Here is a 22,716-nt window from a genome sequence, read left to right on the forward strand (position 1 = left end):
GCAGATCGATGAGCACCCTGCACAAGTTCAAGGCGTACTTCGGTATGGTTCCGCTCGCGGACTACGAAGACGACTACCTCGACGAACCGGATTCTCATCGGACTTCGCGAGGCCGCGACCCGTATGGGGACGAGGACCGAAGTGATCGCGAGTTTGCGAAGCCGTCCTTCTCCTCGCGCAGGTCCTCCCGTCCCGAATCGGACGACGGCGTCGACGAGTACGACGATTACGACGCGCCCCGGCCAGCACCGACCCTGGCCCCGATCGGCGGGCGCTCCTCCCGGCCGGCTTCGATGGCCGGTCGCGGCGCATCCACCCGCGGAAATCTCGCGGTCGATACGCGGATGGACGTCCGGGCAGAGACCCGCCGCAGCCCCGTGGCCGACGACGGAGGTCCTTTGTCCAAGATCACCACGTTGCGCCCGCGTGACTACAGTGAAGCCCGCACCATCGGCGAGCGGTTCCGCGATGGCACACCGGTCATCATGGACCTGGTCGATATGAGCAACGCGGACGCCAAGCGGCTCGTCGACTTCGCTGCAGGCCTCGCGTTCGCGCTTCGTGGATCGTTCGACAAGGTTGCTACCAAAGTGTTCCTGCTCTCACCTGCCGATATCGACGTATCGCCGCAGGAGCGCAGGCGAATTGCCGAGACCGGCTTCTACAGTCAGCAATGACAAGGTTGTGCCCGACTCGACATCGGCGGCTCGAATCGGCAGCCAGGCCGTCTGACCTGGTCGCTTTGATCGAGCCGCTTTTTTCGGGCAGAGTATGACCTGTGGCCTTGTTCGCGGTTCTCTCCTACATACTGTTCATTTTCTGGCTTCTTCTCATCGGTCGCATCATCGTCGAATTCATCAGAACGTTCGCCCGAGATTGGCGGCCGACGGGAATTGTGGTGGTATTGCTCGAAGCGATTTTCACGGTGACCGATCCGCCCGTCAAGCTGCTTCGGCGGCTGATTCCGCCCGTCAATCTGGGTGGGGTTCGACTGGATTTGTCGATCATGGTGCTGCTGTTCGGAGTTTTCATTCTGATGACAGTGGTGGAGAGCCTGGGATCGTAAACGTAGGATTTTTGCAAGAAGACTTCGGGGACCAGCGCGACCAGCGCGACCGATGTGACAGAATGGACGCCAGTTACAGTTTGATTGTTCCGGCCAATGCGGAATGGGATATAACTGAATGCTTGCTCTACCGCCTCAAGACGCGTGAAGGGATCCTTCCATGCCGCTGACTCCAGCTGATGTGCACAATGTCGCGTTCAGTAAGCCGCCGATCGGAAAGCGCGGCTACAACGAAGACGAGGTGGATGCTTTCCTCGATCTCGTCGAGCAAGAGTTGTCGCGATTGATCGAAGAAAACGCTGACCTCCGTCAGCGTGTGGGTGAGCTGGACCAGGAGCTGTCCGACGCCAAGAGCGCCGGACGTCAGGGCTCCTCGCAGCCCGTGCCGGTCCAGCAGAAGGCTCCCGAGCCTGCGCGGCCGGTCGAGCCTCCGAAGCCCGCGCCCGTTGTCGCTCCGGTTGCTGCACCCGTTGCTGCTGTTTCATCGAGCGGTGACTCGAATATGCAGGCCGCGAAGATCCTGGGCCTTGCCCAGGAAATGGCCGACAGGCTCACGAACGACGCCAAGACCGAGTCCGAGCAACTGCTCGGCAACGCTCGTACCAACTCCGAGCGCCTCGTCACCGACGCACGGACTCGCTCCGAGGCCATGGTGACCGACGCTCGTCAGAAGTCCGAGTCGCTGTTGTCCGACGCGCAAACTCGCTCCGAGACGCAGCTCCGGCAGGCCAAGGAAAAGGCGGATGCTCTCCAGGCGGACGCCGAGCGCAAGCACACCGAGATCATGGCGACCATCAACGAGCAGCGCTCGGTGTTGGAAGGCCGGATCGAGCAGCTCAAGACCTTTGAACGCGAATACCGTGTACGCCTGAAGTCGTACCTGGAGTCGCAGCTCGAGGAGTTGGAGAACCGGTCGTCGGCACTGCCCGTCGACAACGGTTCGGAAAACTTCAACAAGGACAACCAGTCCTCCGGCTACAGCCAGTCCTACGCAAAGGGCAACAACTGAGCCTCGCACGCAGCGCGTGACGGCTCACCCCGAACCTGACAGTGGCAACTGGGATCATTCCCGTGCCGGCTACCCGGAACGAGGAATGTCGTGCTTGTTCTGACGCTGTGTGCGGCAGCAGTGGGGTTTGCTCTGCTGGTCATCGCTTTGATGACAGGATCGGTGATCTGGGCGTGGGGTTGTATCGGAGTGTGTGTCGTCGGTGCAGTTCTGTTGCTTGCAGGTGCATTGTTGGGTCGCAAATCGCCTCCCGAGCAATAAACCAAGCGACAACGCAGCTAGTGTTGTCGTAGTAGTTGGTCAGTGTTGCCGTAGTGGTTTGTCGGTGTTGCGGTAGTACACAAGAGTGCGGCGTGGATCCGGTTATCACCGGGGAGCCTTCGGAAGAACAGCGTGCATGTGCGCTCAGTAGACCCGAACGGGTCGGCCCGTTACAGCCGATAGTGAAGTGGCATCGCTACGCGTGAGCGAACGCGATGCAAACGGGGTGGTACCGCGGTGTTCGACGTCCCACACGTCGATCGTCGTCCCCGTGCCGATATTCGTACCGTCCCTTGTTCGGGGCGGCCGGCACGGAGGAGCACGCACATGAACAATCGCCAAACGGACCAGGACTCGTACCCCCGAGTGGACATCTCCGGCACCAAAGCCGGCAGCGTGTCGTTCCCCGAACTCGAGAAGAAAGTTCTCGCGGCATGGGAGGCCGACGGAACCTTCCGCGCAAGCGTGGAGAACCGCGATGGTGCCGAGGAGTTCGTCTTCTACGACGGCCCTCCCTTCGCAAATGGGCTTCCGCATTACGGTCATCTGCTGACCGGGTATGTGAAGGATCTGGTTCCGCGTTTCCAGACGATGCGTGGCAAGAAGGTCGAGCGCCGCTTCGGTTGGGATTGTCACGGGCTTCCCGCCGAGCTCGAAGCCGAGAAGCAGCTGGGCATCAAGGACAAGTCCGAGATCGACGAGATGGGTCTCGCCAAGTTCAACGCGTACTGCAAGCAGTCGGTGTTGCAGTACACCGACGAATGGCGCGACTATGTGACGCGTCAGGCTCGGTGGGTAGATTTCGACAACGACTACAAGACGCTCGATGTGACGTTCATGGAGTCGGTCATGTGGGCGTTCAAGACGCTCCACGACAAGGGCTTGATCTATCAGGGCTTCCGGGTCCTGCCTTACAGCTGGTACGAGCAGACTCCATTGTCGAACCAGGAGACTCGTCTCGACGACGCCTACAAAATGCGTCAGGACCCGGCGGTCACCGTCACGATGCCGCTGACCGCCCCTGGATCGCCGCTCGATGGTGCGAGCGCCTTGATCTGGACGACTACACCGTGGACTCTGCCGTCGAACCTAGCGATGGCGGTTCACCCCGAGGTTCGTTATGTCCAGGTGCGCGGAACCGACGGTGTGCGGTACGTCCTGGCAGCCGAACGGCTCGCGCACTATGCACGCGAGCTCGGCGAAGACCCCGAGGTTCTGTCCGAGCACATTGGAGCCGAACTGGTCGGTCTGACGTACGCTCCGCCGTACGATTTCTTCCTCGGTCATGCCAATTCGCACCGAGTGCTGCAGGCTGATTACGTCACCACCGACTCCGGTACCGGAATCGTGCACCTCGCACCAGCTTTCGGTGAGGAGGATATGGATGTCGCGACGGCAAACGGCATCGAGGTGGTCCAGCCGCTCGACCCGGGTGGCAAGTTCACTTCGCTGGTGCCGCCGTACGAAGGTCTGATGGTCTTCGACGCCAATCCGGTGATCATCAAGGATCTCAAGGCCGCGGGTAGATTGCTTCGGCACGAGACCATCGAGCACTCGTATCCGCACAGTTGGCGGAGCGGTCAGCCGCTCATCTACATGGCGGTGCCGTCGTGGTTCGTCGCGGTCACCAAGTTTCGAGACCGCATGGTCGAGCTCAACCAGGAGATCACCTGGGTTCCGGAGCACATCAAGGACGGTCAGTTCGGTAAGTGGCTCGAGGGGGCGCGTGATTGGAACATCAGCCGTAACCGCTACTGGGGCAGCCCGATCCCGGTGTGGACTTCGGACAACGCCGAATACCCGCGCCTCGATGTGTACGGCAGTCTCGATGAGCTCGAGCGCGACTTCGGTGTTCGCCCAGACGATCTGCACCGTCCGTACATCGACGATCTGACCCGTCCGAACCCGGACGATCCGAGCGGGAAGTCGACGATGCGTCGGGTGCCCGAGGTGCTGGACTGCTGGTTCGAATCCGGCTCGATGCCGTATGCACAGGTCCACTTCCCGTTCGAGAACGAGGAGTGGTTCCAGACTCATAATCCAGGTGATTTCATCGTCGAATACAACGGACAGACGCGCGGCTGGTTCTACACGCTGCATGTGTTGGCGACCGCACTCTTCGATCGGCCTGCATTCAAAACCGTTGCAGCCCATGGAATCGTGTTGGGCGACGACGGTCTGAAGATGAGCAAGTCCAAGGGCAACTACCCCGATGTCAAGGAGGTGTTCGATCGCGACGGCAGTGATGCGATGCGCTGGTTCCTGATGTCGTCGCCGATCCTCCGTGGTGGCAACCTGATCGTCACCGAGCAGGGCATTCGTGAGGGCGTTCGCCAGGCATTGCTGCCGATCTGGAATGCGTGGAGCTTCCTGCAGTTGTACGCGGGCAAGCCCGGGCAGTGGCGTACCGACTCGCCGAACGTGCTCGATCGGTATGTGCTGGCCAAGTTGTCCGCGACGCGTGATGCGATCACCGATGCACTAGAGAACAACGACATCGCCGGTGCGTGCGACGAGCTTCGTACCTTCTGTGATGCGCTCACCAATTGGTATGTACGACGGTCGCGTTCGCGTTTCTGGAGCGAGAACTCCGACGCGATCGACACCTTGCACACAGTGCTGGAGGTACTGACCAGGATCGCTGCCCCGTTGCTTCCACTCGTCAGCGAAGTCGTGTGGCGCGGACTGACCGGCGGACGTTCGGTGCACCTGACGGATTGGCCTGCAGCGGAAGACCTGCCGTCCGATCCCGAGCTGGTCGATTCCATGGACGAGGTTCGCATTGTGTGTTCGACCGTGCTGGGTCTGCGTAAGGCGCAGAACCTTCGGGTTCGGCTGCCGTTGCCGGAGGTAACCGTCGCCGCCGAGAACGCCGAGCGGCTTCGGCCGTACGCGGACATCATCGCGGACGAGGTGAACGTCAAGAAGGTCGACCTCACCGACGACGTCGCAGTCCACGGCAAGTTCGAATTGGTGGTGAACGCCAGGGCCGCGGGCCCTCGTATCGGCAAGGATGTGCAGAAGGTCATCAAGGCGGTCAAGGCCGGGGAGTGGAGCGAGGACGAGTCCGGCACGGTCACTGCTGCCGAAATTGAGCTGTTGCCCAGCGAGTACACCCGCAAACTGGTTGCTGCCGAGCCTGATTCCACTGCAGCATTGCCGGGCAACTCTGGGCTGGTTGTGCTCAATTCCCAGGTGACCGCCGAGCTGGAGGCCGAGGGTTGGGCAAAGGACCGTATCCGAGAGTTGCAGGACGCACGTCGTAATCTCGGTCTCGACGTGTCCGATCGCATCGAGATCGTCGTCTCGGTTCCGGCAGATCGGCGCGAGTGGTTCGACACTCACCGGGATTTGATTGCGGGCGAGGTGCTTGCCCTGTCCCTGACGGACGGTGATACGGGCTCGGACGCGATCGCACTCGGTGAGGGAGTCAGCGTTCTGATCAGCCGGGCGAGATGATGCTCGGGCGTACGCACGAGGACGTAGTCCGCGAGCTGCTGGCTACCGCTCGCGACGGAGTCGTGCCGATCGTGGTTGTCGGTGAACCGGTCCTTCGCGTACCCGCGGAGCCGCTCACCGACCAGTTGGAGAGCCGAACGCTCGACCGGTTGGTGGAGGTGATGCGTGCGACGATGCGCGATGCGCCCGGAGTGGGGCTGGCGGCACCACAGATCGGCATACCGCTTCGCATCGCCGTCATCGAGGACATGTACGAGGTCAGCGACGAGGTGGCGGCCACTCGGATGCGCACGCCCGTTCCATTCCGCGTGATCGTCAATCCCGAGTACACGAAGATCGGCGACGAACGCCGGTCGTTCTACGAGGGATGCTTGAGTGTTCCTGGATACCAAGCCGTCGTGTCCCGGGCCGCGCGGGTGCGGTTGCGGTGTACCGACCTGTCGGGGGCAACGGTCGACGAGAAGTTCGCCGGCTGGCCTGCGAGAATCGTCGCGCACGAGACCGACCACCTCGACGGCATCGTGTACATCGACAAAGCCCTCACACGATCGCTGGCAGCGAACGACGTGTACGCAGACCTGTGGGCGGATCCGTCTCCGGCGCGCGCGGCCTCGGTGCTCGGTTTCCCCGCCGAGAATGTATGACATGTCGTTGAGTCGGGGTACTTGTCGCCGATCGCTCCGAACGTTGTGATCGACTCCCGCAGCAGGCGTTGGGTGTTGCATCTGGACATGGATGCGTTCTTCGCGTCGGTGGAGCAACTGACACGTCCGACGCTGCGGGGTCGCCCAGTGTTGGTCGGGGGCGCAGGAGGTCGAGGCGTCGTTGCGGGGTGCAGTTACGAGGCCAGAGTTTTCGGGGCACGCTCGGCAATGCCGATGCATCAGGCCCGCCGTCTGGTCGGAGCAGGGGCGGTGGTCCTTCCGCCGCGTGGAATTCTCTACCAGGAGCTCAGTCGACAGGTGTTCGACGGTCTCCGCGCCAGGATGCCGATACTCGAACAGCTGTCCATGGACGAGGCCTTCGGTGAACCTGCAGAGCTCGCGGGAGCGAGCGCTGCCGAGGTCGCCGAGTTCTGTGAGATGCTGCGAGCCCTCGTGCGGGAGCAGACCGGTTTGGTCGCCTCGCTCGGAGCTGGGTCGGGCAAGCAGATCGCCAAGATCGCGTCCGGCCTCGCCAAGCCGGACGGTGTCACTGTGGTCTCTCCAGACGAGCAGACAGCGCTCATGGCCGCGCTTCCCGTGCGAAAACTGTGGGGAATCGGGCCGGTCGCCGACGAAAAGCTTCGACGGCTCGGCATCGATACCATCGGCAAGTTCGTCGCGACTCCCGAATCCGAAGTGGCGTCCATCCTTGGCGGCAGCATCGGCCCGAGTCTGCACAAACTGGCGCGGGGCATCGACGACCGTGAAGTCGCCGAGCGAGCCGAAGCGAAACAAGTGAGCGCCGAGACCACGTTCGCTCACGACATCGTCACGCTCGCGCAGCTTCGTACTGCCGTCGACGCGAGCGCGGATGCCGCCCACCGGCGGTTGCTCAAGGACGGGCGTGGGGCGAGAACGGTGGTGCTGAAACTGCGTAAATCGGACATGAGTATTCTCACTCGATCGCTGACGCTGCCATACGCGACTGTGGACAAACAGACCATCGTTGCCGCGGCGCAGCGCCAAGCCCTCGATCCGGTGGAGATCGGTCCCATTCGCTTGGTCGGAGTAGGTCTGGCGGGCCTGTCGACGGTGCAGCAGGGGTCACTGTTTCCCGAGCTCGATTACGACACCGTAGCCGAACCGGACGGGCAGGCAACGGCCCACGATCCAGCGCCCGAGCTGCAGGAAGACAGCCCGAGGTGGCATCCCGGCATGGATGTAAGGCATCCTGAATACGGACACGGATGGATTCAGGGGGCGGGCCATTCCGTGGTGACGGTTCGTTTCGAGACTCGGTCTTCGGGACCGGGTCGTTCGCGGACCTTCGCTGAGGGGGACGAGTTGCTCGTTGTGGCAGATCCGATCGACAGTCTGCAATGACAGTGATTCCTACCCGTGAGTAGCCAGGTTGCTTTCAGCGTGGGTTCTGGGATGGCATAGTGGAACAGCCGAGAGGGTCGACTGTGCCGACCTGAAGTACGTGACCGAGTACAACAAGTGACCGAGTACGAGTATTTACACCGAAGGGACCAAGCAGTTGAAGCTCCGTAACACCCGTAAGGCCATGGTTGCAGGCGTCGCGATCGCCGCAGCGCTGACGATGACAGCCTGCAGCTCCGATGAAGGCAGTGACACTCCGGCAACGACGTCGTCGGCAGCATCGTCTGCATCTGCTGCACCCCAGGCGTCGGGCGATTACCCGCCGGTGCCGACTGCGGAAGAGCTCAACGCCGAGCTGTCGCGCGGACTCGATCCCGCGGTCCCGCTCGCGGAGAAGACCGAGCTCATCCAGGGCTCCGAGGCGGATCCCGACCTCATCAACCAGGTCGCCGCAGCAGCTGTACAGAACGGTGCCCAGATTCAGGTCACCAGCGTCGACGATCTCGGCGACGGCACCCTCAATGCAGGCACGACCATCACGTTGAACGGTCAGGCCAACCCGGGCAGCTTCACGTTCGTTGCCGAAGACGGCAAGTGGAAGCTCTCGAAGGACAACGCTTGTGGTCTGGTTCAGCTCGCGCAGCTGACCTCGCCTGCGTGCGCTTGATTCTCTGACCTTTTTGCCTGATACCGATGCCGGTGTTTCCTACGGGAGACACCGGCATCGGCGTGTGTTGGTCACACTCCGGTGTTCGCCCCACGGATCTTGTCGGCCGCAGCAGTGGCCAGAGTCGTGAACGACGCCGGATCGACGCCTTCCTGGCTTGTGACGACGAACTGGACCACCGTCCGGTCGACGACGGCGACAACGGCGTCCGATATCAGTGTGAAGCCTTCGCTGGTGGTCTCGAGCCGAATCGAGGTCGACGCATCGCCGACCTGTTCCTGATCTCGGCTACCGACTCGATAGACGACAGCGACGCCGTCGGCGTCCGTTCCCGAATACTGACCGCATGCCGCAAACGTTTCTTGGAGCCTCGCGAATGCTCCGGCTGCTCCGGCGTCCGAGTAACTGGCCGCATCCTCGTCGATCGAGGAGAAGTTCGGTCCGGAGTATCGAACCTGGGCGTTCGAGACTGCGCCCGCTGCCTGCTGCGAGACCGCAGCGAGCACGTCGCCACAGCCCGCCGGATCAGTTCTCGACCGGTCGGGGGCGTCGTAGTCCGGCGCAGGGTCGAGCCCGAGGTCGCGAACCGGATCAGGTATTGCCGAGTACCCGTCGGGTAGCTCCCCGCCGTCGAGCATCGCCGCCTCGAGCGCAGCGGAATCGGCTATCGGGCCGCCGAGAAGCGGTTCAGGAGCGGGAACCGCGGGACCTGGATCGGTCCGCGGTGGTGAGGCGGCTGGTGCAGTCTCGTCCGAACCGCAGCCGGCAAGCATGATCATCGCTGCGGACACCGTCGCGACGGTCGCTGCGCGCCTCACAGGGTGGTCCACTGCAGCGTGTCACTGATGTCCTGGCGCAGGACCGTCGTGCCCCCGGGGTCGCTGTATTGCTGGTTGCCCGAGACCATGACGTTCCCCGAGACCGGCAACGGTTTCGTGAGGTCGATCTCCAACGTGCCTGTCCCGGTCATCGTGTACGAGTCGATCGCGAGTTGGCCCGTGTCGTCGGGCAGAGCCAACGTCGTCGATTCGGGAGTCTGATCGATTCGAATGTCCACGGTGACGCGGTCGCCGTCCACGGAGCGCAGTGTGGCGGTGGTCTTCTGATTCAGCGTGAGCCCACTGATCACCTGCTGTTCCACGGTCCAGACGGCGCCGACGCCGACATCGGTGTCCGGAAACGAAATCGAACGGTACACAGCCTGGTTGAGCGCCTGTTCGATGGCTGCGCGTGCTGAATCCTGGGCTCCGTCGGCCGGGGTGATCTGGAGGGCGGCGACGGCTCCCGTGTCGGTGAATGTCAACCCGGCTTCTGAGCCGTCAGCGGGGGCAAGGGCCTCTGTCAAACGTTGATCGGCGGACGTTGCAGTGCCGATTCTGAGGGCGACCTCTCGGTTGTCATCCGACGTCGGGGCCGCCGCGGTCAGCGGAAGCGTCAGTTCGGGAGTGGAGAAATCTTGTATGGCCTCGTCGTTGATCTGCTGCGTCACCGTCGACCGCGTGACGAGTTGAACGGACTGCTCGCCGGACAGTGACGGACTGAGTGCGGCGCGCGGTTCCGCACCGGGATTCACCAAAGTCGTCGTAACCGGAGTGACCGGGAGCGAGATTCCTGCTGGGGTGCTCGATGCGTCGGCGCCGTCTGCAGGATCATCGGTGGAAGACCCACAGGCGGTGAGGACAAGTGCCACTGCGGCTGCTGCCGAGAGGGCGCGCAGACTGCGCGTCGAGGATTTCGATGTCGAGATCACGGCACCCAGGCTACGTATCCCGTACGGGTCGTAGTTCACGGCGACGGATCCGGATGTGAACTACCCGCCAGGGATGGGACATGATAGAGCGGTGAGTGATGACCGCCCTATCCATCAGAACACCCCTGAGAACCCCGAAGTCCACGACGTTGCCGCTGAGGACGACACGACGAACGACCCCTCGGCCTCACATCGCACAGTGCAGCCGGGCGAGGTCAAGCCGCTTCGTACGCGTCTCCTGGTGCTGATCGCCCTTGTAATTCTGGCCCTGGATCTCATCACCAAGATTGCGGTCGTGCAGTGGATTGCGCCGGGCAAGCCGGTGGAGATCATCGGCGACGTCGTCACCCTTCGTCTCGTCCGCAACCCGGGCGCAGCGTTCTCGATGGCGACTGGGATGACGTGGCTCCTCACCATCGTCGCAGTGTGCGTGGTCATCGCAGTCATCCGGATCAGCAGGACTCTGCGGTCGCCGTGGTGGGCACTGGGCCTCGGACTCGTCCTCGGCGGTGCACTCGGGAATTTGATCGATCGATTCTTCCGCGCACCAGGACCGCTTCAGGGGCACGTCGTGGATTTCGTGTCGGTCGGTTGGTGGCCGGTGTTCAATGTTGCGGACTCGTCGATCGTCTGTGGCGCGATACTTCTTGTTGTGCTCAGCCTGTTCGGTTTCGAACCGAACGGACAGCGCACGCACAGCAAGAAGGCCGATGCGGTTGCACAGTCCGAGGGTGAGGCATGAGGGAATCACGCTCGATGCCGGTCCCGGACGGGCTCGACGGAATGAGAGTCGATGCAGGCGTGTCGCGGTTGCTTGGTCTCTCGCGTACCGTCGTCGCCGCGATGGCTGAAGAAGGATCGGTTGCCGTCGACGGCAACGCTGTCGGCAAGTCGGACAGGCTGTCGGCGGGAACGTGGCTCGAAGTCGAACTACCCGAGCCTGCCCGCGAACTCACCATCGAAGCCGAGCCGGTCGAAGGTATGGAAATTCTCTACGCCGACGACGACGTCGTCGCGGTCGACAAACCTGTCGGTGTCGCTGCCCACGCAAGCGTCGGGTGGACCGGTCCGACGGTCATCGGCGGCCTCGCTGCCGCTGGTTTCCGAATTTCCACGTCGGGCGCGCACGAGCGCCAGGGCATCGTCCATCGCCTCGACGTGGGAACCTCCGGTGTCATGATTGTTGCGACATCGGAGCGGGCGTACACACTCCTCAAGCGAGCCTTCAAGCAGAGGACCATCGACAAGCGCTATCACGCACTGGTACAGGGTCATCCGGATCCAAGCAGTGGAACCATCGATGCGCCCATCGGCAGACACGGCAGCAACGATTGGAAGTTTTCGGTCCGAGCCGACGGCAAGGAAAGTGTCACGCACTACGACACCATCGAGGCGTTCCAAGCGGCAAGCCTTCTCAACGTTCATCTCGAAACCGGTCGTACACATCAAATTCGGGTACATTTCTCGGCGTTGCGGCACCCGTGCTGTGGCGACTTGACCTACGGCGCCGACCCCAGGTTGGCCGAGCGCCTCGGACTCGAACGGCAATGGTTGCACGCGAAATCTTTGGGATTCGCTCATCCGTCCGACGGGCGGTGGGTCGAGATCGAAAGCCAGTACCCGGCCGACCTCGAACATGCGCTCGAGGTGCTTCGCAAGGTATGACCTGGTTGCGGGGAGCAGTCGAGGCGTGCGCACTCGTCGTGGCGGCGCTGCTGCTGTGCCTGGTGGTGGGCGCCGCCAACCCATTGCCGCATCCCGTCGTGAGCACCGACGCACTGGGGCCCGACAACAGTGAAACCGTTGCCGATTACCTTGGCCGTGCGCGCGCCGGCCTCGCCGACCTCGCCGGCGATCCCGACCTGCACTGGGCTCTTGTCTCGTTCGACAGTTCGTCGTCGCCGGAGCAGGTAGCACAGGTGGCAACCGGGGAACGCGTTGCTCAGGTTCTCGTTCGCGTGTCGATAGATCGAGTACAGACACAGGTCATTGCGATCGGAGTCTCGGGGAGCCCCGAGTCAATTCTCGAATCCGAGAATGCCGCAGCGACGACGCTTCAGGGGTCGGTGGGGCAGTGGGATCGACAGTCCCGGATCGACGCCGCGTCGGCCCCCCGGCTCGCGGCAGGCTGCTACTGCGTCGTGGGTTTGATCGTGCATGCGGCCGCAGATGCACTGCTCTCGATGCAGGCGAAGCCTGGGGTGCGCGTGGTCGAAGCGTTGCCGCAGGGCGCCACCGCCGGGAAGTTCGCGGTGCGCGCATTGTTGCCCGACTACGTCGACGTCGTGGGTCCACTTCCCGACGACGGTCCCGTCCCGCCTCCCTGAACGCCGCAGCGGCGGTTGTGGATCGCGTGGCTCCCGTGGCGTGAAAAGCCTCGGGCGTACTACGAAGATGCGGTTGCGACGTTGAACGCACTGGTTCGGACGCTGCCATGGTTGCTGTTCAGTGTGGTTGATTCCGAGCCGTACTCGGGGTCGAGCACCGGCCCATCGGCATGGGACAGACACGCGGGGACGAGACACACCGGGGACTGCGACCGAAGTCGTACCGAAGTAATAGAGTGGGTTCACTCCAGCCGGCGCACCTCTTCGGCTGCTGTACACCTTTGCTCTGCCGCTCGACCATCAGGAGAGAACCTTCGTGGCTGACTCGTTCGTTCATCTGCACAACCACACCGAGTATTCGATGCTCGACGGAGCGGCCAAGATTGCACCGATGTTCGCCGAAGCGAGCAGGTTGGAGATGACAGCCGTCGGCATGACCGACCACGGCAACATGTACGGGGCGAGCGAGTTCTACAACGAAGCCAAGAAGGCCGGCATCAAGCCGATCATCGGCATCGAGGCGTACATCGCTCCCGAGTCACGTTTCAACAAGAAGCGCGTTCTGTGGGGCGATCGAAGCCAGAAATCGGACGACGTGTCCGGTAGCGGTGCCTACACCCACATGACCATGGTCGCCGAGAACGCCACCGGAGTGCGGAATCTGTTCAAACTGTCCTCGCTCGCGTCCATCGAAGGCCAGCTCGGCAAATGGGCACGCATGGACGAGGAGATTATCGCTACGCACGCGGAAGGCATCATCGCCACCACGGGCTGCCCGTCGGGAGAGGTTCAGACTCGTCTTCGGCTCGGACAGGACCGTGAGGCTCTCGAAGCCGCGGCCAAATGGCGTGAGATCTGGGGACCGGACAATTTCTTCCTCGAGCTGATGGACCACGGGCTCTCCATCGAGCGGCGTGTGCGCGAGGGACTGCTCGAGATCGGCAAGAAACTGTCGATCCCGCCGCTCGCGACCAACGACTGCCATTACGTCACCAAGGAAGCTGCCGAGAACCACGAAGCGCTGCTGTGTATTCAGACCGGCAAGACGCTCAGTGACCCCACGAGGTTCAAGTTCGACGGTGACGGCTACTACCTCAAGTCGGCCGCCGAGATGCGTGAGCTGTGGGACGACCAGGTCCCTGGCGCCTGCGACAGCACATTGCTGATCGCCGAGCGCGTTCAGCCGTACGACGATGTGTGGGCACACCGGGACCGAATGCCGATCTTCCCTGTTCCCGAGGGGGACACGCAGGGATCGTTCCTGGCCAAGGAAGTCGATCGTGGCCTCGAATGGCGTTTTCCGGACGGTGTCCCGCAGGAGTACCGAGACCGTGCGAAGTACGAGATCAGCGTCATCCTGGAGATGGGCTTCCCGGCCTACTTCCTCGTCGTCGGTGACCTCATCACCTATGCACGATCGGTCGGTATCCGCGTCGGACCCGGTCGTGGTTCCGCCGCCGGATCGCTCGTCGCTTACTCGATGGGTATCACCAACATCGACCCGCTGCCCCACGGCCTGCTGTTCGAGCGATTCCTCAACCCCGAGCGCGTGTCGATGCCCGATATCGATATCGACTTCGATGATCGTCGCCGCGGCGAAATGGTGCGCTACGCAACCGAGAAGTGGGGCACCGACCGTGTCGCACAGGTCATCACGTTCGGCACCATCAAAACCAAGGCTGCCATCAAGGACTCCGCACGAGTGCAGTTCGGGCAGCCGGGGTTCGCGATCGCCGATCAGATCACCAAGGCTCTGCCGCCGCCGATCATGGCGAAGGACATCTCGGTCGCAGGCATCACCGACCCTTCGCACGAGCGGTACAAGGAAGCCACCGAAGTTCGTGCGCTCATCGACTCGAACCCCGACGTCGCAACCATCTACAAGACCGCGCGAGGGCTCGAAGGCCTGATTCGAAACGCAGGCGTCCACGCCTGCGCGGTCATCATGTCCTCCGAGCCTCTCACCGACGCCATCCCGGTGTGGAAGCGCGCTCAGGACGGCGCCATCATCACCGGCTGGGATTACCCGTCGTGCGAGGCCATCGGCCTACTCAAGATGGACTTCCTCGGTCTACGCAACCTCACCGTCATCGGTGACGCCATCGACAACATCAAGAGCAACCGCGGAATCGAACTCGATCTCGACAAACTAAGCCTCGATGACCCGGCGACCTACGAATTGCTGGCTCGCGGAGACACTCTCGGCGTGTTCCAGCTCGACGGTAGTGCGATGCGAGACCTTCTCCGTAGGATGCAGCCCACGGGGTTCGAAGACATCGTTGCGGTGCTGGCGCTGTACCGCCCAGGCCCGATGGGAATGAACGCGCACAACGACTACGCCGACCGTAAGAACGGTCGTCAAGAGGTCAAGCCAATTCATCCCGAGTTGGAAATCCCGCTTGCCGAGATCCTGAAGGATACGTACGGCCTGATCGTGTATCAGGAGCAGATCATGCAGATCGCGCAGAAGGTCGCCGGCTATTCGCTCGGCCAGGCCGACATTCTGCGACGCGCGATGGGTAAGAAGAAGCTGTCGGTGCTGGAGGAGGCGTACGCAGGATTCCGTGAAGGAATGCTCACGAACAGTTTCTCCGAGCCGGCCATCAAGGCACTGTGGGACACGATTCTTCCGTTCGCCGGATACGCGTTCAACAAGTCTCACGCCGCAGGCTATGGGCTCGTGTCGTACTGGACGGGGTACCTCAAGGCCAATTACCCGGGCGAGTACATGGCTGGTCTGCTCACCAGCGTCGGTGACGACAAGGACAAGTCGGCCATCTACCTGGCCGATTGCCGCAAGCTCGGAATCACTGTGCTGCCACCGGATGTCAACGAGTCCGAGCTGAACTTCGCGTCGGTGGGCAAGGACATTCGCTTCGGACTCGGCGCGGTTCGCAACGTCGGAACCAACGTCGTGGCGTCGATCATCAGGGCACGAGAAGAGAAGAGCAAGTACACCGATTTCTCGGACTACCTGAACAAGATCGATGCCGTGGCCTGCAGCAAGAAGGTCACCGAATCGCTCATCAAGTCGGGTGCTTTCGATTCGCTCGATCATCCGCGCAAGGGTTTGATGCTCATCCACGCCGACGCAATCGATGCGGTGATGGGCACCAAGAAGGCCGAGGCTATCGGCCAGTTCGATCTGTTCGGTGGCGAGGACGCCGACGAGTCCATCTCTGCGGTCTTCAATGTCCGTGTGCCGGATGAGGAATGGGAGTCCAAGCATCGTTTGGCGCTCGAACGAGAAATGCTGGGTCTGTACGTGTCGGGCCACCCGTTGCTCGGCGTCGAACATATGCTTGCAGCACAGTCCGACACCAATATCCCGGCGATTCTCGAAGGTGACGTCAAGGACGGCACGCAGGTCACCATCGGCGGCATCCTTGCCTCGGTCAACCGTCGTATCAACAAGAACGGTTTGACGTGGGCGTCCGCTCAGCTGGAGGACCTCGTCGGCGGTATCGAAGTGTTGTTCTTCCCCCAGTCTTACTCGGTGTTCGGCGCCGATGTGACCGAGGACTCGGTCGTCCTGGTCAAGGGACGTGTGTCGGTGCGAGACGATCGAATTTCACTTATCGCCAACGACCTTGCTGTGCCTGACCTTTCGGCAGTCGGTGTCGCCAGACCGCTCGCGGTCAGTCTCCCGACGAGACTGTGCACCGCAGATAAGGTCGGTGCGCTGAAGAAGGTGCTGATGAGTCATCCAGGTACATCGGATGTGCACTTGCGGTTGGTCAGCGGCGACAAAGTCACCGCGATGAAGCTGGACGACAGCCTGCGGGTGACGCCGACGTCGGCGCTGATGGGTGATCTGAAGGCACTGCTCGGTCCAGGGTGCTTAACGGGCTGATGGCTGTGAGCTGTGAACCAACAGCTGAGCGGATTACCGACGTGCGGCGGAGTGGCGCTCGACGAGCATCAGCGTCCACCATGCGACAACCGTCGACGAAGCGCTCGCGAGTACGGCGAGCTGCAGCGACGAGCTGAGCGCAAGCGAGCCGAGGAACACAAGAATTCCCAGCGCAAGAGCTTCTACCTTGTAGACCGGCCACGCGGTCCCTGCGATATCGACGGTGTGCACGGCAGATTGACGTTCGGGTGCGCTCGAGAGTGCGTAGGTCATCGGCGTGCTCCGTTCGGTGTTGCTGCGTTCCGTCCTGAGGGTATACGTATGTATGGATTCGGTCCACCAAACTTTGTTGTTCGCGATTTCCTTCGGCATGAATAGACCCTTCAAGCCGTCCAGGCTTCGTGATGGTCCATTCATGCGGCCGTTGCGGAGACACGAATCTCGTGGCACGACCGAACCATGAGGTGTTGACTGGTGGTCATGCCATTGACTGGAGAATACGAACCGAGCACATCCGACTGGGCCCGCAAGCAGGCCGAACTTCTCGAGGGTTCGGGGGGCACCGAGGGCGTCGAACTCAATGGGATGCCGGTCATCCTGTTGACGACCAAGGGCAACAAGTCCGGCAAGCTTCGAAAGACGCCGCTGATGCGGGTGGAACACGATGGCGAATATGCCGTTGTTGCTTCGCTCGGCGGTGCGCCGAAAAATCCGGTCTGGTACTACAACGTGAAAGCGGAGTCTCTTGTCGAGCTGCAGGACGGGACCGACAAGGCGGACTACATCGCACGCGAGGTGACCGGGGACGAGAAGGCTGTGTGGTGGGAGCGCGCCGTCGAGGCCTTCCCCAACTATGCGGAGTATCAGACGAAGACCGACCGTGAAATTCCTGTTTTCGTACTGTCCAAAGTCTGAAGGAGACAACCGCGTTGAGCACCAAGAACGTCGCCGAACAAATCGTAGATCAACTGATCGAAGCTGGTGTCGAACGAATTTACGGGATAGTCGGTGACAGTCTCAATCCGATCGTCGACGCTGTCAGGCGCAGCGGGGGAGCGAAGGCAGGCGGTATCGATTGGATCCACGTCCGGCATGAGGAGGCCGCAGCATTCGCGGCCGCGGCAGAGGCTCAGCTCACCGGCAAGCTCGCGGTGTGTGCGGGCTCGTGTGGTCCAGGAAACCTGCATCTGATCAACGGTCTTTACGACGCCAATCGTTCGGGGGCCCCGGTTCTGGCGATCGCCTCGCAGATCCCGAGTGTGCAGATTGGTGCGAGTTTTTTTCAGGAGACTCATCCTGACCGATTGTTCATCGAGTGTTCGGTGTACGCGGAGCTGATCAGTACGCCCGAACAGTCTCCGCGAGTTGTGCATTCGGCACTGCAGCACGCGGTTGCCAAGTCGGGAGTCGCGGTGATCACTTTGCCGGGTGACGTCGCCGATCAGCCGATCGGCGGCGCGGCCCCCTCCTACGTGCGTACCGCCAGGCCAACTCTCGTACCTGCTGCAGTGGACGTCGAGAAACTCGCCGCCGCGATGAACGCAGCCGAGACCGTAGCGATATTCGCGGGCGCAGGAGTGCGCGATGCGCGCGCGGAGCTGCTGCAGCTGGCCGAGGTGGTCGGCGCTCCGATCGGGCATTCCTTGCGCGGTAAGGAGTACGTGCAGTACGACAATCCTTTCGACATCGGCATGACAGGGCTACTCGGATACGGTGCCGCGCACGCAGGCATTCACGACGCGGACCTGCTGCTGCTCATCGGCACCGATTTCCCCTACAACCAGTTTCTGCCCGACAAGGTTCGGACTGCGCAGATCGACAATGCGGCCGAGAAGCTAGGCAGGAGAACCAGTCTCGACTTTGCCGTGCACGGCGACGCCAAGAGTACGCTGGCCGCGCTGCTGCCGCTCGTGGAGCGCAAGACCGATCGTCGGTTCCTCGATCGCACGCTCGAACAGCACAACAAGCTCATGACCAAGGTGGTCGGCGCGTACACCAAACCGGTCAAGCAGCGCACGCCGATTCACCCGGAGTACGCCGCGTCGATTCTCGACGACATCGCGGCCGTAGACGCGATCTTCACCACGGACACCGGTATGTGCAATGTCTGGACGGCCCGGTATTTGAATCCGAACGGCCAACGCCGGTTCATTTCTTCGGCGTTGCACGGTTCGATGGCCAACGCGCTACCGCACGCAATCGGTGCGCAGGTGGCGTTCCCGACGCGTCAAGTCGTGTCGATGTCCGGGGACGGTGGACTGTCGATGTTGCTGGGTGAACTCGTCACCGTTGCGATGTATCGGCTGCCGGTCAAGGTCGTGGTGTTCAACAACTCGACGCTCGGCATGGTCAAGTTGGAGATGCTGGTGGACGGTATCCCGGACTTCGGCGTCGACGTTCCGGCCACGAACTATGCCGCAGTCGCAGCTGCGCTCGGGATATTCTCCACGCGCATCGAGGATCCAAGCGATCTGGAGTCGGGAATGAGGTCGGCGCTCGAACACGACGGGCCTGCGCTTGTGGATATCGTCACCGATCCGAATGCACTGTCGTTGCCTCCCACCATCACCGGCGAGCAAGTGAAAGGTTTCGCAATGGCGATGTCGAGGATGGTCATGAACGGCGGAGTCGGTGAAGCCGTGCAGATGGCCAAATCGAATCTTCGTAACATGCCGTTGCCCTCACAGTTGGATCCGCGAGGGTAGTCCCGGGTCGAAGCGTGATCTGCGCTGGTGGCAGCATAGACAGGGTGTCCAACTCGCCTGATGTAGCCGCTCGCACCACCGAACCGTTCGCCGTTACGGCGAACGATATCGATGTGGCTGCGCAGCGAATTTCGGGCGTGGTTGCGGCGACACCGTTGCAGTTCTGCGAACGTCTGTCCGCTGCCACCGGCGCGAACGTGTATCTCAAGCGCGAAGATCAGCAGATCGTGCGCTCGTACAAGATTCGCGGCGCTTACAACCTGATGGCCCAGCTGAGCCCGCAGGAGCTCGCCGCGGGCGTCGTTACTGCCAGTGCCGGGAACCATGCGCAAGGCGTCGCCTTCGCGTGCCGGACGATGCAGGTTCGCGGCCGCGTCTATGTTCCCGTGAATACTCCGAAGCAAAAGCGTGATCGCATCCGTGTTCACGGCGGCGCGTTCGTCGAACTTATTCTCATCGGTGACACTTTCGATGATGCGGCGGCTGCTGCGGCGGCGGATGTCGCTCGGACTGGCGCGACGATGGTTCCCCCGTTCGACGACGCACGTACGGTCGCCGGTCAGGGCACGATTGCCGCGGAAATCATCGAGCAGCTCGGCTCGGCGCCGGACACGGTCGTGATGCCGGTCGGCGGCGGTGGTTGCATTGCAGGCATCTCGACCTACCTCCGCGAGCGGTCGCCGTCGACCGCGCTCGTCGGAGTCGAGCCTTCGGGTGCAGCGTCGATGACCGCAGCGCTCGTGGCAGGCGGTCCCGTCACGTTGAGCGACATCGATCCGTTTGTCGACGGTGCAGCCGTTTGCCGTATCGGCGACGTTCCGTACGCGGCACTGCAGGCGCTGGGGGCCCAGGTTGTCTCGCATGCCTCGTTGCCGCTGGTTGCTGTGCCGTCGTTCCCCGCTGGTGGTGCCGGGCCGTTCTTGATGACCCAGATCGACGAAGGTGCGATCTGCACCGCGATGCTCGAGCTCTACCAGAACGAAGGAGTCATCGCCGAGCCCGCAGGCGCGCTCAGTGTCGCTGCGTTGAACAACATCACGGTTGCACCCGGCAGCACCGTCGTCTGTCTGATTTCAGGCGGCAACAACGATGTGTCGCGGTACGGCGAGATTCTGGAACGATCGCTTGTGCACCTAGGTCTCAAGCATTACTTCCTGGTCGATTTCCCTCAGGAGCCGGGCGCGCTGCGTCGTTTCCTGGACGAGGTACTGGGGCCGGATGACGACGTCACTTTGTTCGAGTACGTCAAGCGCAACAATCGTGAAACCGGCGCAGCGCTGGTGGGTATCGAGTTGGGGGTGGCGACCGGTCTCAGTGCGTTGCTGGAACGGATGCGGGCATCTCGGCTAACGGTGGAACAGTTGGAGCCCGGATCACCCGCGTACCGCTACCTGACCTGATCCGTCCCGAGTAGTCGCTCCACGACCTGCTGGTGCAGTGTGGGATCGCGGGCTGGCAGATCGAGCAGCGCGCCGAGGTAGATTCCATCGCCGACCAAGCGGACGATCTCTGCTGTCACCGGGTCGGAGATCTCGGTACGCAGTCCCTCGTCCCACAGTCGCATGACTTCGGTGACGGCCTGCTGTATCTCGCCGGGGTTGCCGTCGACGCTGCGCAGTACCGCAAGGGTCGACCGATAGAGCGCGGTCTCCTTTTCGGAAATCGATTCGGGTGGCTGCAAGTACCACTGGGCGACGGTTGTCCCGCCTTCCGCGGCCACTTCACGCTGGGCATCGGATCGCTCACCGAGTCGACGGACCATCGCCGCGATCATCGCGTCTTTGGTGTTGAAGTGGTACAGCAGCCCGCCTTTGGAGACGCCGGCCTTCGAAGCGACGTTCTCGAGGGTCACCTTGGTCAGCCCCTGATCGAGAAGCATTTCTTCGAGCGCGTCGAGGATTCGGTCTCGTGTGCCGGGCGACATGGCAGCCACACTACAGAAAGAGCTTTACCGGCTGGACGGTTGGCTGCTAACCTGGGGCACTGTACCGGCTGGACGGTTTAGTCGCCGGCAAAAATCTAGGAGTAGTTGTGAGTGAGATTCGCATGCCGAGCATGCAGTCCGTCCCCGAGCAGCAGGCGACGCCGAAGGACTGGCTCGGTCTTGTCGTGCTGGCATTCGCCGTTCTGCTGATTGCGGTCGACGGTACGGTCCTCGATCTGGCACTTCCGTTCATCAGTTCCGATCTTGCGCCCAGCAGTAATCAGCTTCTGTGGATCATCGACGTCTACTCGTTCGTGCTGGCAGGTCTGCTCATCACTATGGGCACCCTCGGAGACCGAGTCGGTCGACGCAAGCTGCTGCTGATCGGCGCCGCAGGATTCGGTATCGCCTCGGTCGTCGCTGCGTTCTCGGATAGTCCGGAGATGCTCATCACGGCCCGCGTGCTGCAGGGCGTCTCCGGCGCGACGTTGATGCCTGCGACACTCGGTCTGATCAGAACCATCTTCAAGGACCCACGCCAGCGCGTCATGGCAATCGGACTGTGGGGTGCGATGGCGGGTGGCGGTGCTGCGGCCGGACCACTCGTGGGCGGGTGGCTACTCGAACACTTCTGGTGGGGATCGGTGTTCCTTGTCAACATTCCGGTCATGCTGGCGTTGATTGCGTTCGGCCCGTTGGTAATTCCAGAGTCGAAGGACCCCCATCCCGGCAAGTTCGATCTGCCGAGTTCCGGTCTGTCGATGCTCGCTCTGGTGCCGCTCGTCTACGCGGTCAAGGAGACTGCCGCACACGGATTGAGCCTTTTGAACCTTGTAGTGGCGGTGGTGGGAGTCATCGCAGGTATCGCCTTCGTTCGGCGGCAGCGAAGCCTGGACGACCCGATGATCGATCTGAAGTTGTTCTCCAACCAAGCCTTCTCGACGGCCGTGTTCACCAACTTTCTATCGGTCTTTGCGCTAGCCGGAGTACTGTTCTTCGGCGCGCAGTATCTCCAGTTGGTATTGGGGAACACTCCACTAGAGGCTGGTCTGTTGTTGCTGCCCGGTACGGCGTCGAGCATCGTGACGTCGCTGGTCGCGGCATACCTGATTCGGTTCTGGTCGTCGGGAACAGTTCTCGCTGCCGGACTTGCAGCTGCAGCAGTCGGCGCGGCACTTCTGTTCGGGCTCCGGGTCGACAGCGGCCCAACGCTGTTCATCCTCGGCTTCGTCTTGGTCGGGGCAGGTGCAGGCATCGCGTTGACGCTCACCTCGAACCTGGTGGTCGGTGCCGTCGAACCGGAGCGAGCGGGTGCAGCATCGGCTGTGTCCGAGACTGCTTACGAGCTCGGAATCGCGCTCGGGGTCGCCGTTCTGGGCACCGTCGTCATGTCGTTCTTCCGGCGAGGACTCGACGTGTCGAACCTCGCAGGCGAACAGGCGACGTCGGCGCAGGAGACCCTCGGCGGCGCAGCTTCGGTGGCACGGAGCCTGCCCACCGAGGTCGGCGCGGCACTGACCGATTCTGCGCACGCCGCGTTCGTGACCGGGATGCATGCGGCGTCCGCTGCAACGGCCGTGGTCATGGCCGCGACGGCCGTTGTCGTAGCCGTACGGCTACGCCGCTGGTGATGGGCGGTGCGGCTTCGCCGCCCGTGAGTGGTTGGTG

The 22,716-nt window shown here is 62.3% G+C and carries 20 protein-coding genes; 16 read left to right on the forward strand and 4 right to left on the reverse strand.

All coding sequences use genetic code 11. The features are described 5' to 3' along the window. Positions 1-8: 8 nt before the first annotated feature. From QMK17_RS07090 to QMK17_RS07125, 8 genes are all read left to right on the forward strand, one after another. Positions 9-677 (forward strand): cell division protein SepF, encoded by a 669-nt coding sequence (locus QMK17_RS07090; protein WP_283507813.1) that lies wholly within the window; start codon positions 9-11, stop codon positions 675-677. A 101-nt stretch (positions 678-778) separates the two neighbouring features. Further along, positions 779-1,066, forward strand: coding sequence for a YggT family protein (locus QMK17_RS07095; protein WP_283507815.1), 288 nt, complete (start codon positions 779-781; stop codon positions 1,064-1,066). 160 nt (positions 1,067-1,226) lie between these two features. Next, entirely contained in the window at positions 1,227-2,075 is an 849-nt protein-coding gene (gene wag31 / locus QMK17_RS07100) for a DivIVA-like cell division protein Wag31 (RefSeq protein ID WP_283507817.1), read from the forward strand. Positions 2,076-2,165: 90 nt separating this feature from the next. Beyond that, positions 2,166-2,336: a hypothetical protein gene (locus tag QMK17_RS07105; RefSeq protein ID WP_283507818.1), complete on the forward strand. Its 171-nt coding sequence runs from the start codon at positions 2,166-2,168 to the stop codon at positions 2,334-2,336. A gap of 327 nt (positions 2,337-2,663) precedes the next feature. Beyond that, positions 2,664-5,795, forward strand: coding sequence for an isoleucine--tRNA ligase (ileS, locus tag QMK17_RS07110; RefSeq protein ID WP_283507819.1), 3,132 nt, complete (start codon positions 2,664-2,666; stop codon positions 5,793-5,795). Next, positions 5,792-6,439, forward strand: a complete 648-nt coding sequence (locus QMK17_RS07115) for a peptide deformylase (protein ID WP_283507821.1) — start codon at positions 5,792-5,794, stop codon at positions 6,437-6,439. Before ileS ends, QMK17_RS07115 begins: the two co-directional genes overlap by 4 nt. 87 nt (positions 6,440-6,526) lie before the next feature. After that, complete coding sequence (locus QMK17_RS07120) at positions 6,527-7,822, forward strand: DNA polymerase IV (RefSeq protein WP_442972703.1); 1,296 nt, start codon at positions 6,527-6,529, stop codon at positions 7,820-7,822. Between the two features lie 157 nt (positions 7,823-7,979). After that, positions 7,980-8,489 (forward strand): hypothetical protein, encoded by a 510-nt coding sequence (locus QMK17_RS07125; protein ID WP_283507822.1) that lies wholly within the window; start codon positions 7,980-7,982, stop codon positions 8,487-8,489. A 71-nt stretch (positions 8,490-8,560) separates the two neighbouring features. Here the strand turns inward: QMK17_RS07125 and QMK17_RS07130 are convergent, their stop codons facing one another. Both QMK17_RS07130 and QMK17_RS07135 read right to left on the reverse strand, forming a co-directional pair. Next, on the reverse strand, positions 8,561-9,307 hold the full coding sequence (locus QMK17_RS07130; RefSeq protein WP_283507823.1) for a hypothetical protein: 747 nt from the start codon (positions 9,305-9,307) through the stop codon (positions 8,561-8,563). Further along, positions 9,304-10,239 carry a hypothetical protein gene (locus QMK17_RS07135; protein WP_336620134.1) on the reverse strand — a complete coding sequence of 312 codons (936 nt, stop codon included), beginning with the start codon at positions 10,237-10,239 and terminating at the stop codon, positions 9,304-9,306. Before QMK17_RS07135 ends, QMK17_RS07130 begins: the two co-directional genes overlap by 4 nt. Positions 10,240-10,330: 91 nt before the next feature. On the opposite strand from QMK17_RS07135, the gene lspA reads away from it, so the two are divergent. The 4 genes from lspA (at position 10,331) to dnaE (ending at position 16,419) form a co-directional block, all read left to right on the forward strand. Next, positions 10,331-10,981, forward strand: coding sequence for a signal peptidase II (gene lspA / locus QMK17_RS07140; RefSeq protein ID WP_442972704.1), 651 nt, complete (start codon positions 10,331-10,333; stop codon positions 10,979-10,981). Beyond that, on the forward strand, positions 10,978-11,904 hold the full coding sequence (locus QMK17_RS07145) for an RluA family pseudouridine synthase (RefSeq protein ID WP_283507826.1): 927 nt from the start codon (positions 10,978-10,980) through the stop codon (positions 11,902-11,904). Before lspA ends, QMK17_RS07145 begins: the two co-directional genes overlap by 4 nt. Beyond that, on the forward strand, positions 11,901-12,566 hold the full coding sequence (locus tag QMK17_RS07150) for a hypothetical protein (protein ID WP_283507828.1): 666 nt from the start codon (positions 11,901-11,903) through the stop codon (positions 12,564-12,566). The genes QMK17_RS07145 and QMK17_RS07150 overlap by 4 nt, the downstream gene beginning before the upstream one ends. 316 nt (positions 12,567-12,882) lie before the next feature. After that, positions 12,883-16,419, forward strand: a complete 3,537-nt coding sequence (gene dnaE / locus QMK17_RS07155) for a DNA polymerase III subunit alpha (protein WP_283507830.1) — start codon at positions 12,883-12,885, stop codon at positions 16,417-16,419. A 33-nt stretch (positions 16,420-16,452) separates the two neighbouring features. Here dnaE and QMK17_RS07160 read toward each other — a convergent pair whose 3' ends face one another. Then, positions 16,453-16,692 (reverse strand): hypothetical protein, encoded by a 240-nt coding sequence (locus QMK17_RS07160; protein ID WP_283507832.1) that lies wholly within the window; start codon positions 16,690-16,692, stop codon positions 16,453-16,455. 207 nt (positions 16,693-16,899) lie between these two features. Here QMK17_RS07160 and QMK17_RS07165 point away from each other — a divergent pair, with 207 nt between their 5' ends. Genes QMK17_RS07165 through ilvA form a run of 3 tightly spaced genes read left to right on the forward strand, consistent with a single transcriptional unit; the run spans position 16,900 to position 20,524 of the window. Further along, positions 16,900-17,334 (forward strand): nitroreductase family deazaflavin-dependent oxidoreductase, encoded by a 435-nt coding sequence (locus QMK17_RS07165; RefSeq protein WP_283507834.1) that lies wholly within the window; start codon positions 16,900-16,902, stop codon positions 17,332-17,334. 14 nt (positions 17,335-17,348) lie between these two features. Next, positions 17,349-19,124, forward strand: a complete 1,776-nt coding sequence (locus QMK17_RS07170) for a pyruvate dehydrogenase (protein ID WP_283507836.1) — start codon at positions 17,349-17,351, stop codon at positions 19,122-19,124. A 44-nt stretch (positions 19,125-19,168) separates the two neighbouring features. Then, complete coding sequence (gene ilvA / locus QMK17_RS07175; RefSeq protein WP_283507837.1) at positions 19,169-20,524, forward strand: threonine ammonia-lyase IlvA; 1,356 nt, start codon at positions 19,169-19,171, stop codon at positions 20,522-20,524. Here ilvA and QMK17_RS07180 read toward each other — a convergent pair. Then, the gene (locus tag QMK17_RS07180; protein ID WP_283507838.1) at positions 20,512-21,048 is read right to left on the reverse strand and encodes a TetR/AcrR family transcriptional regulator; all 537 of its coding nucleotides are present in this window, start codon (positions 21,046-21,048) and stop codon (positions 20,512-20,514) included. The two genes, ilvA and QMK17_RS07180, sit on opposite strands and share 13 nt — an antisense overlap. A 122-nt stretch (positions 21,049-21,170) precedes the next feature. On the opposite strand from QMK17_RS07180, the gene QMK17_RS07185 reads away from it, so the two are divergent. Continuing rightward, the gene (locus QMK17_RS07185) at positions 21,171-22,679 is read left to right on the forward strand and encodes an MFS transporter (RefSeq protein ID WP_283508007.1); all 1,509 of its coding nucleotides are present in this window, start codon (positions 21,171-21,173) and stop codon (positions 22,677-22,679) included. Positions 22,680-22,716: the final 37 nt, after the last annotated feature.

Origin of the sequence: Rhodococcus sp. G-MC3 (assembly GCF_030063335.1) — a bacterium.
Taxonomy (GTDB): Bacteria; Actinomycetota; Actinomycetes; order Mycobacteriales; family Mycobacteriaceae; genus Rhodococcoides.

Excerpts from the sequence above, each read along its gene's own strand:
- QMK17_RS07090 (WP_283507813.1), top strand. The coding sequence starts at position 9 with ATGAGCACCCTGCACAAGTTCAAGGCGTACTTCGGTATGGTTCCGCTC.
- wag31 (WP_283507817.1), top strand. The coding sequence starts at position 1,227 with ATGCCGCTGACTCCAGCTGATGTGCACAATGTCGCGTTCAGTAAGCCG.
- ileS (WP_283507819.1), top strand. The coding sequence starts at position 2,664 with ATGAACAATCGCCAAACGGACCAGGACTCGTACCCCCGAGTGGACATC.
- QMK17_RS07115 (WP_283507821.1), top strand. The coding sequence starts at position 5,792 with ATGATGCTCGGGCGTACGCACGAGGACGTAGTCCGCGAGCTGCTGGCT.
- QMK17_RS07120 (WP_442972703.1), top strand. The coding sequence starts at position 6,527 with ATGGATGCGTTCTTCGCGTCGGTGGAGCAACTGACACGTCCGACGCTG.
- QMK17_RS07145 (WP_283507826.1), top strand. The coding sequence starts at position 10,978 with ATGAGGGAATCACGCTCGATGCCGGTCCCGGACGGGCTCGACGGAATG.
- QMK17_RS07150 (WP_283507828.1), top strand. The coding sequence starts at position 11,901 with ATGACCTGGTTGCGGGGAGCAGTCGAGGCGTGCGCACTCGTCGTGGCG.
- QMK17_RS07160 (WP_283507832.1), bottom strand. The coding sequence starts at position 16,692 with ATGACCTACGCACTCTCGAGCGCACCCGAACGTCAATCTGCCGTGCAC.
- QMK17_RS07165 (WP_283507834.1), top strand. The coding sequence starts at position 16,900 with ATGCCATTGACTGGAGAATACGAACCGAGCACATCCGACTGGGCCCGC.
- QMK17_RS07180 (WP_283507838.1), bottom strand. The coding sequence starts at position 21,048 with ATGTCGCCCGGCACACGAGACCGAATCCTCGACGCGCTCGAAGAAATG.
- QMK17_RS07185 (WP_283508007.1), top strand. The coding sequence starts at position 21,171 with ATGCCGAGCATGCAGTCCGTCCCCGAGCAGCAGGCGACGCCGAAGGAC.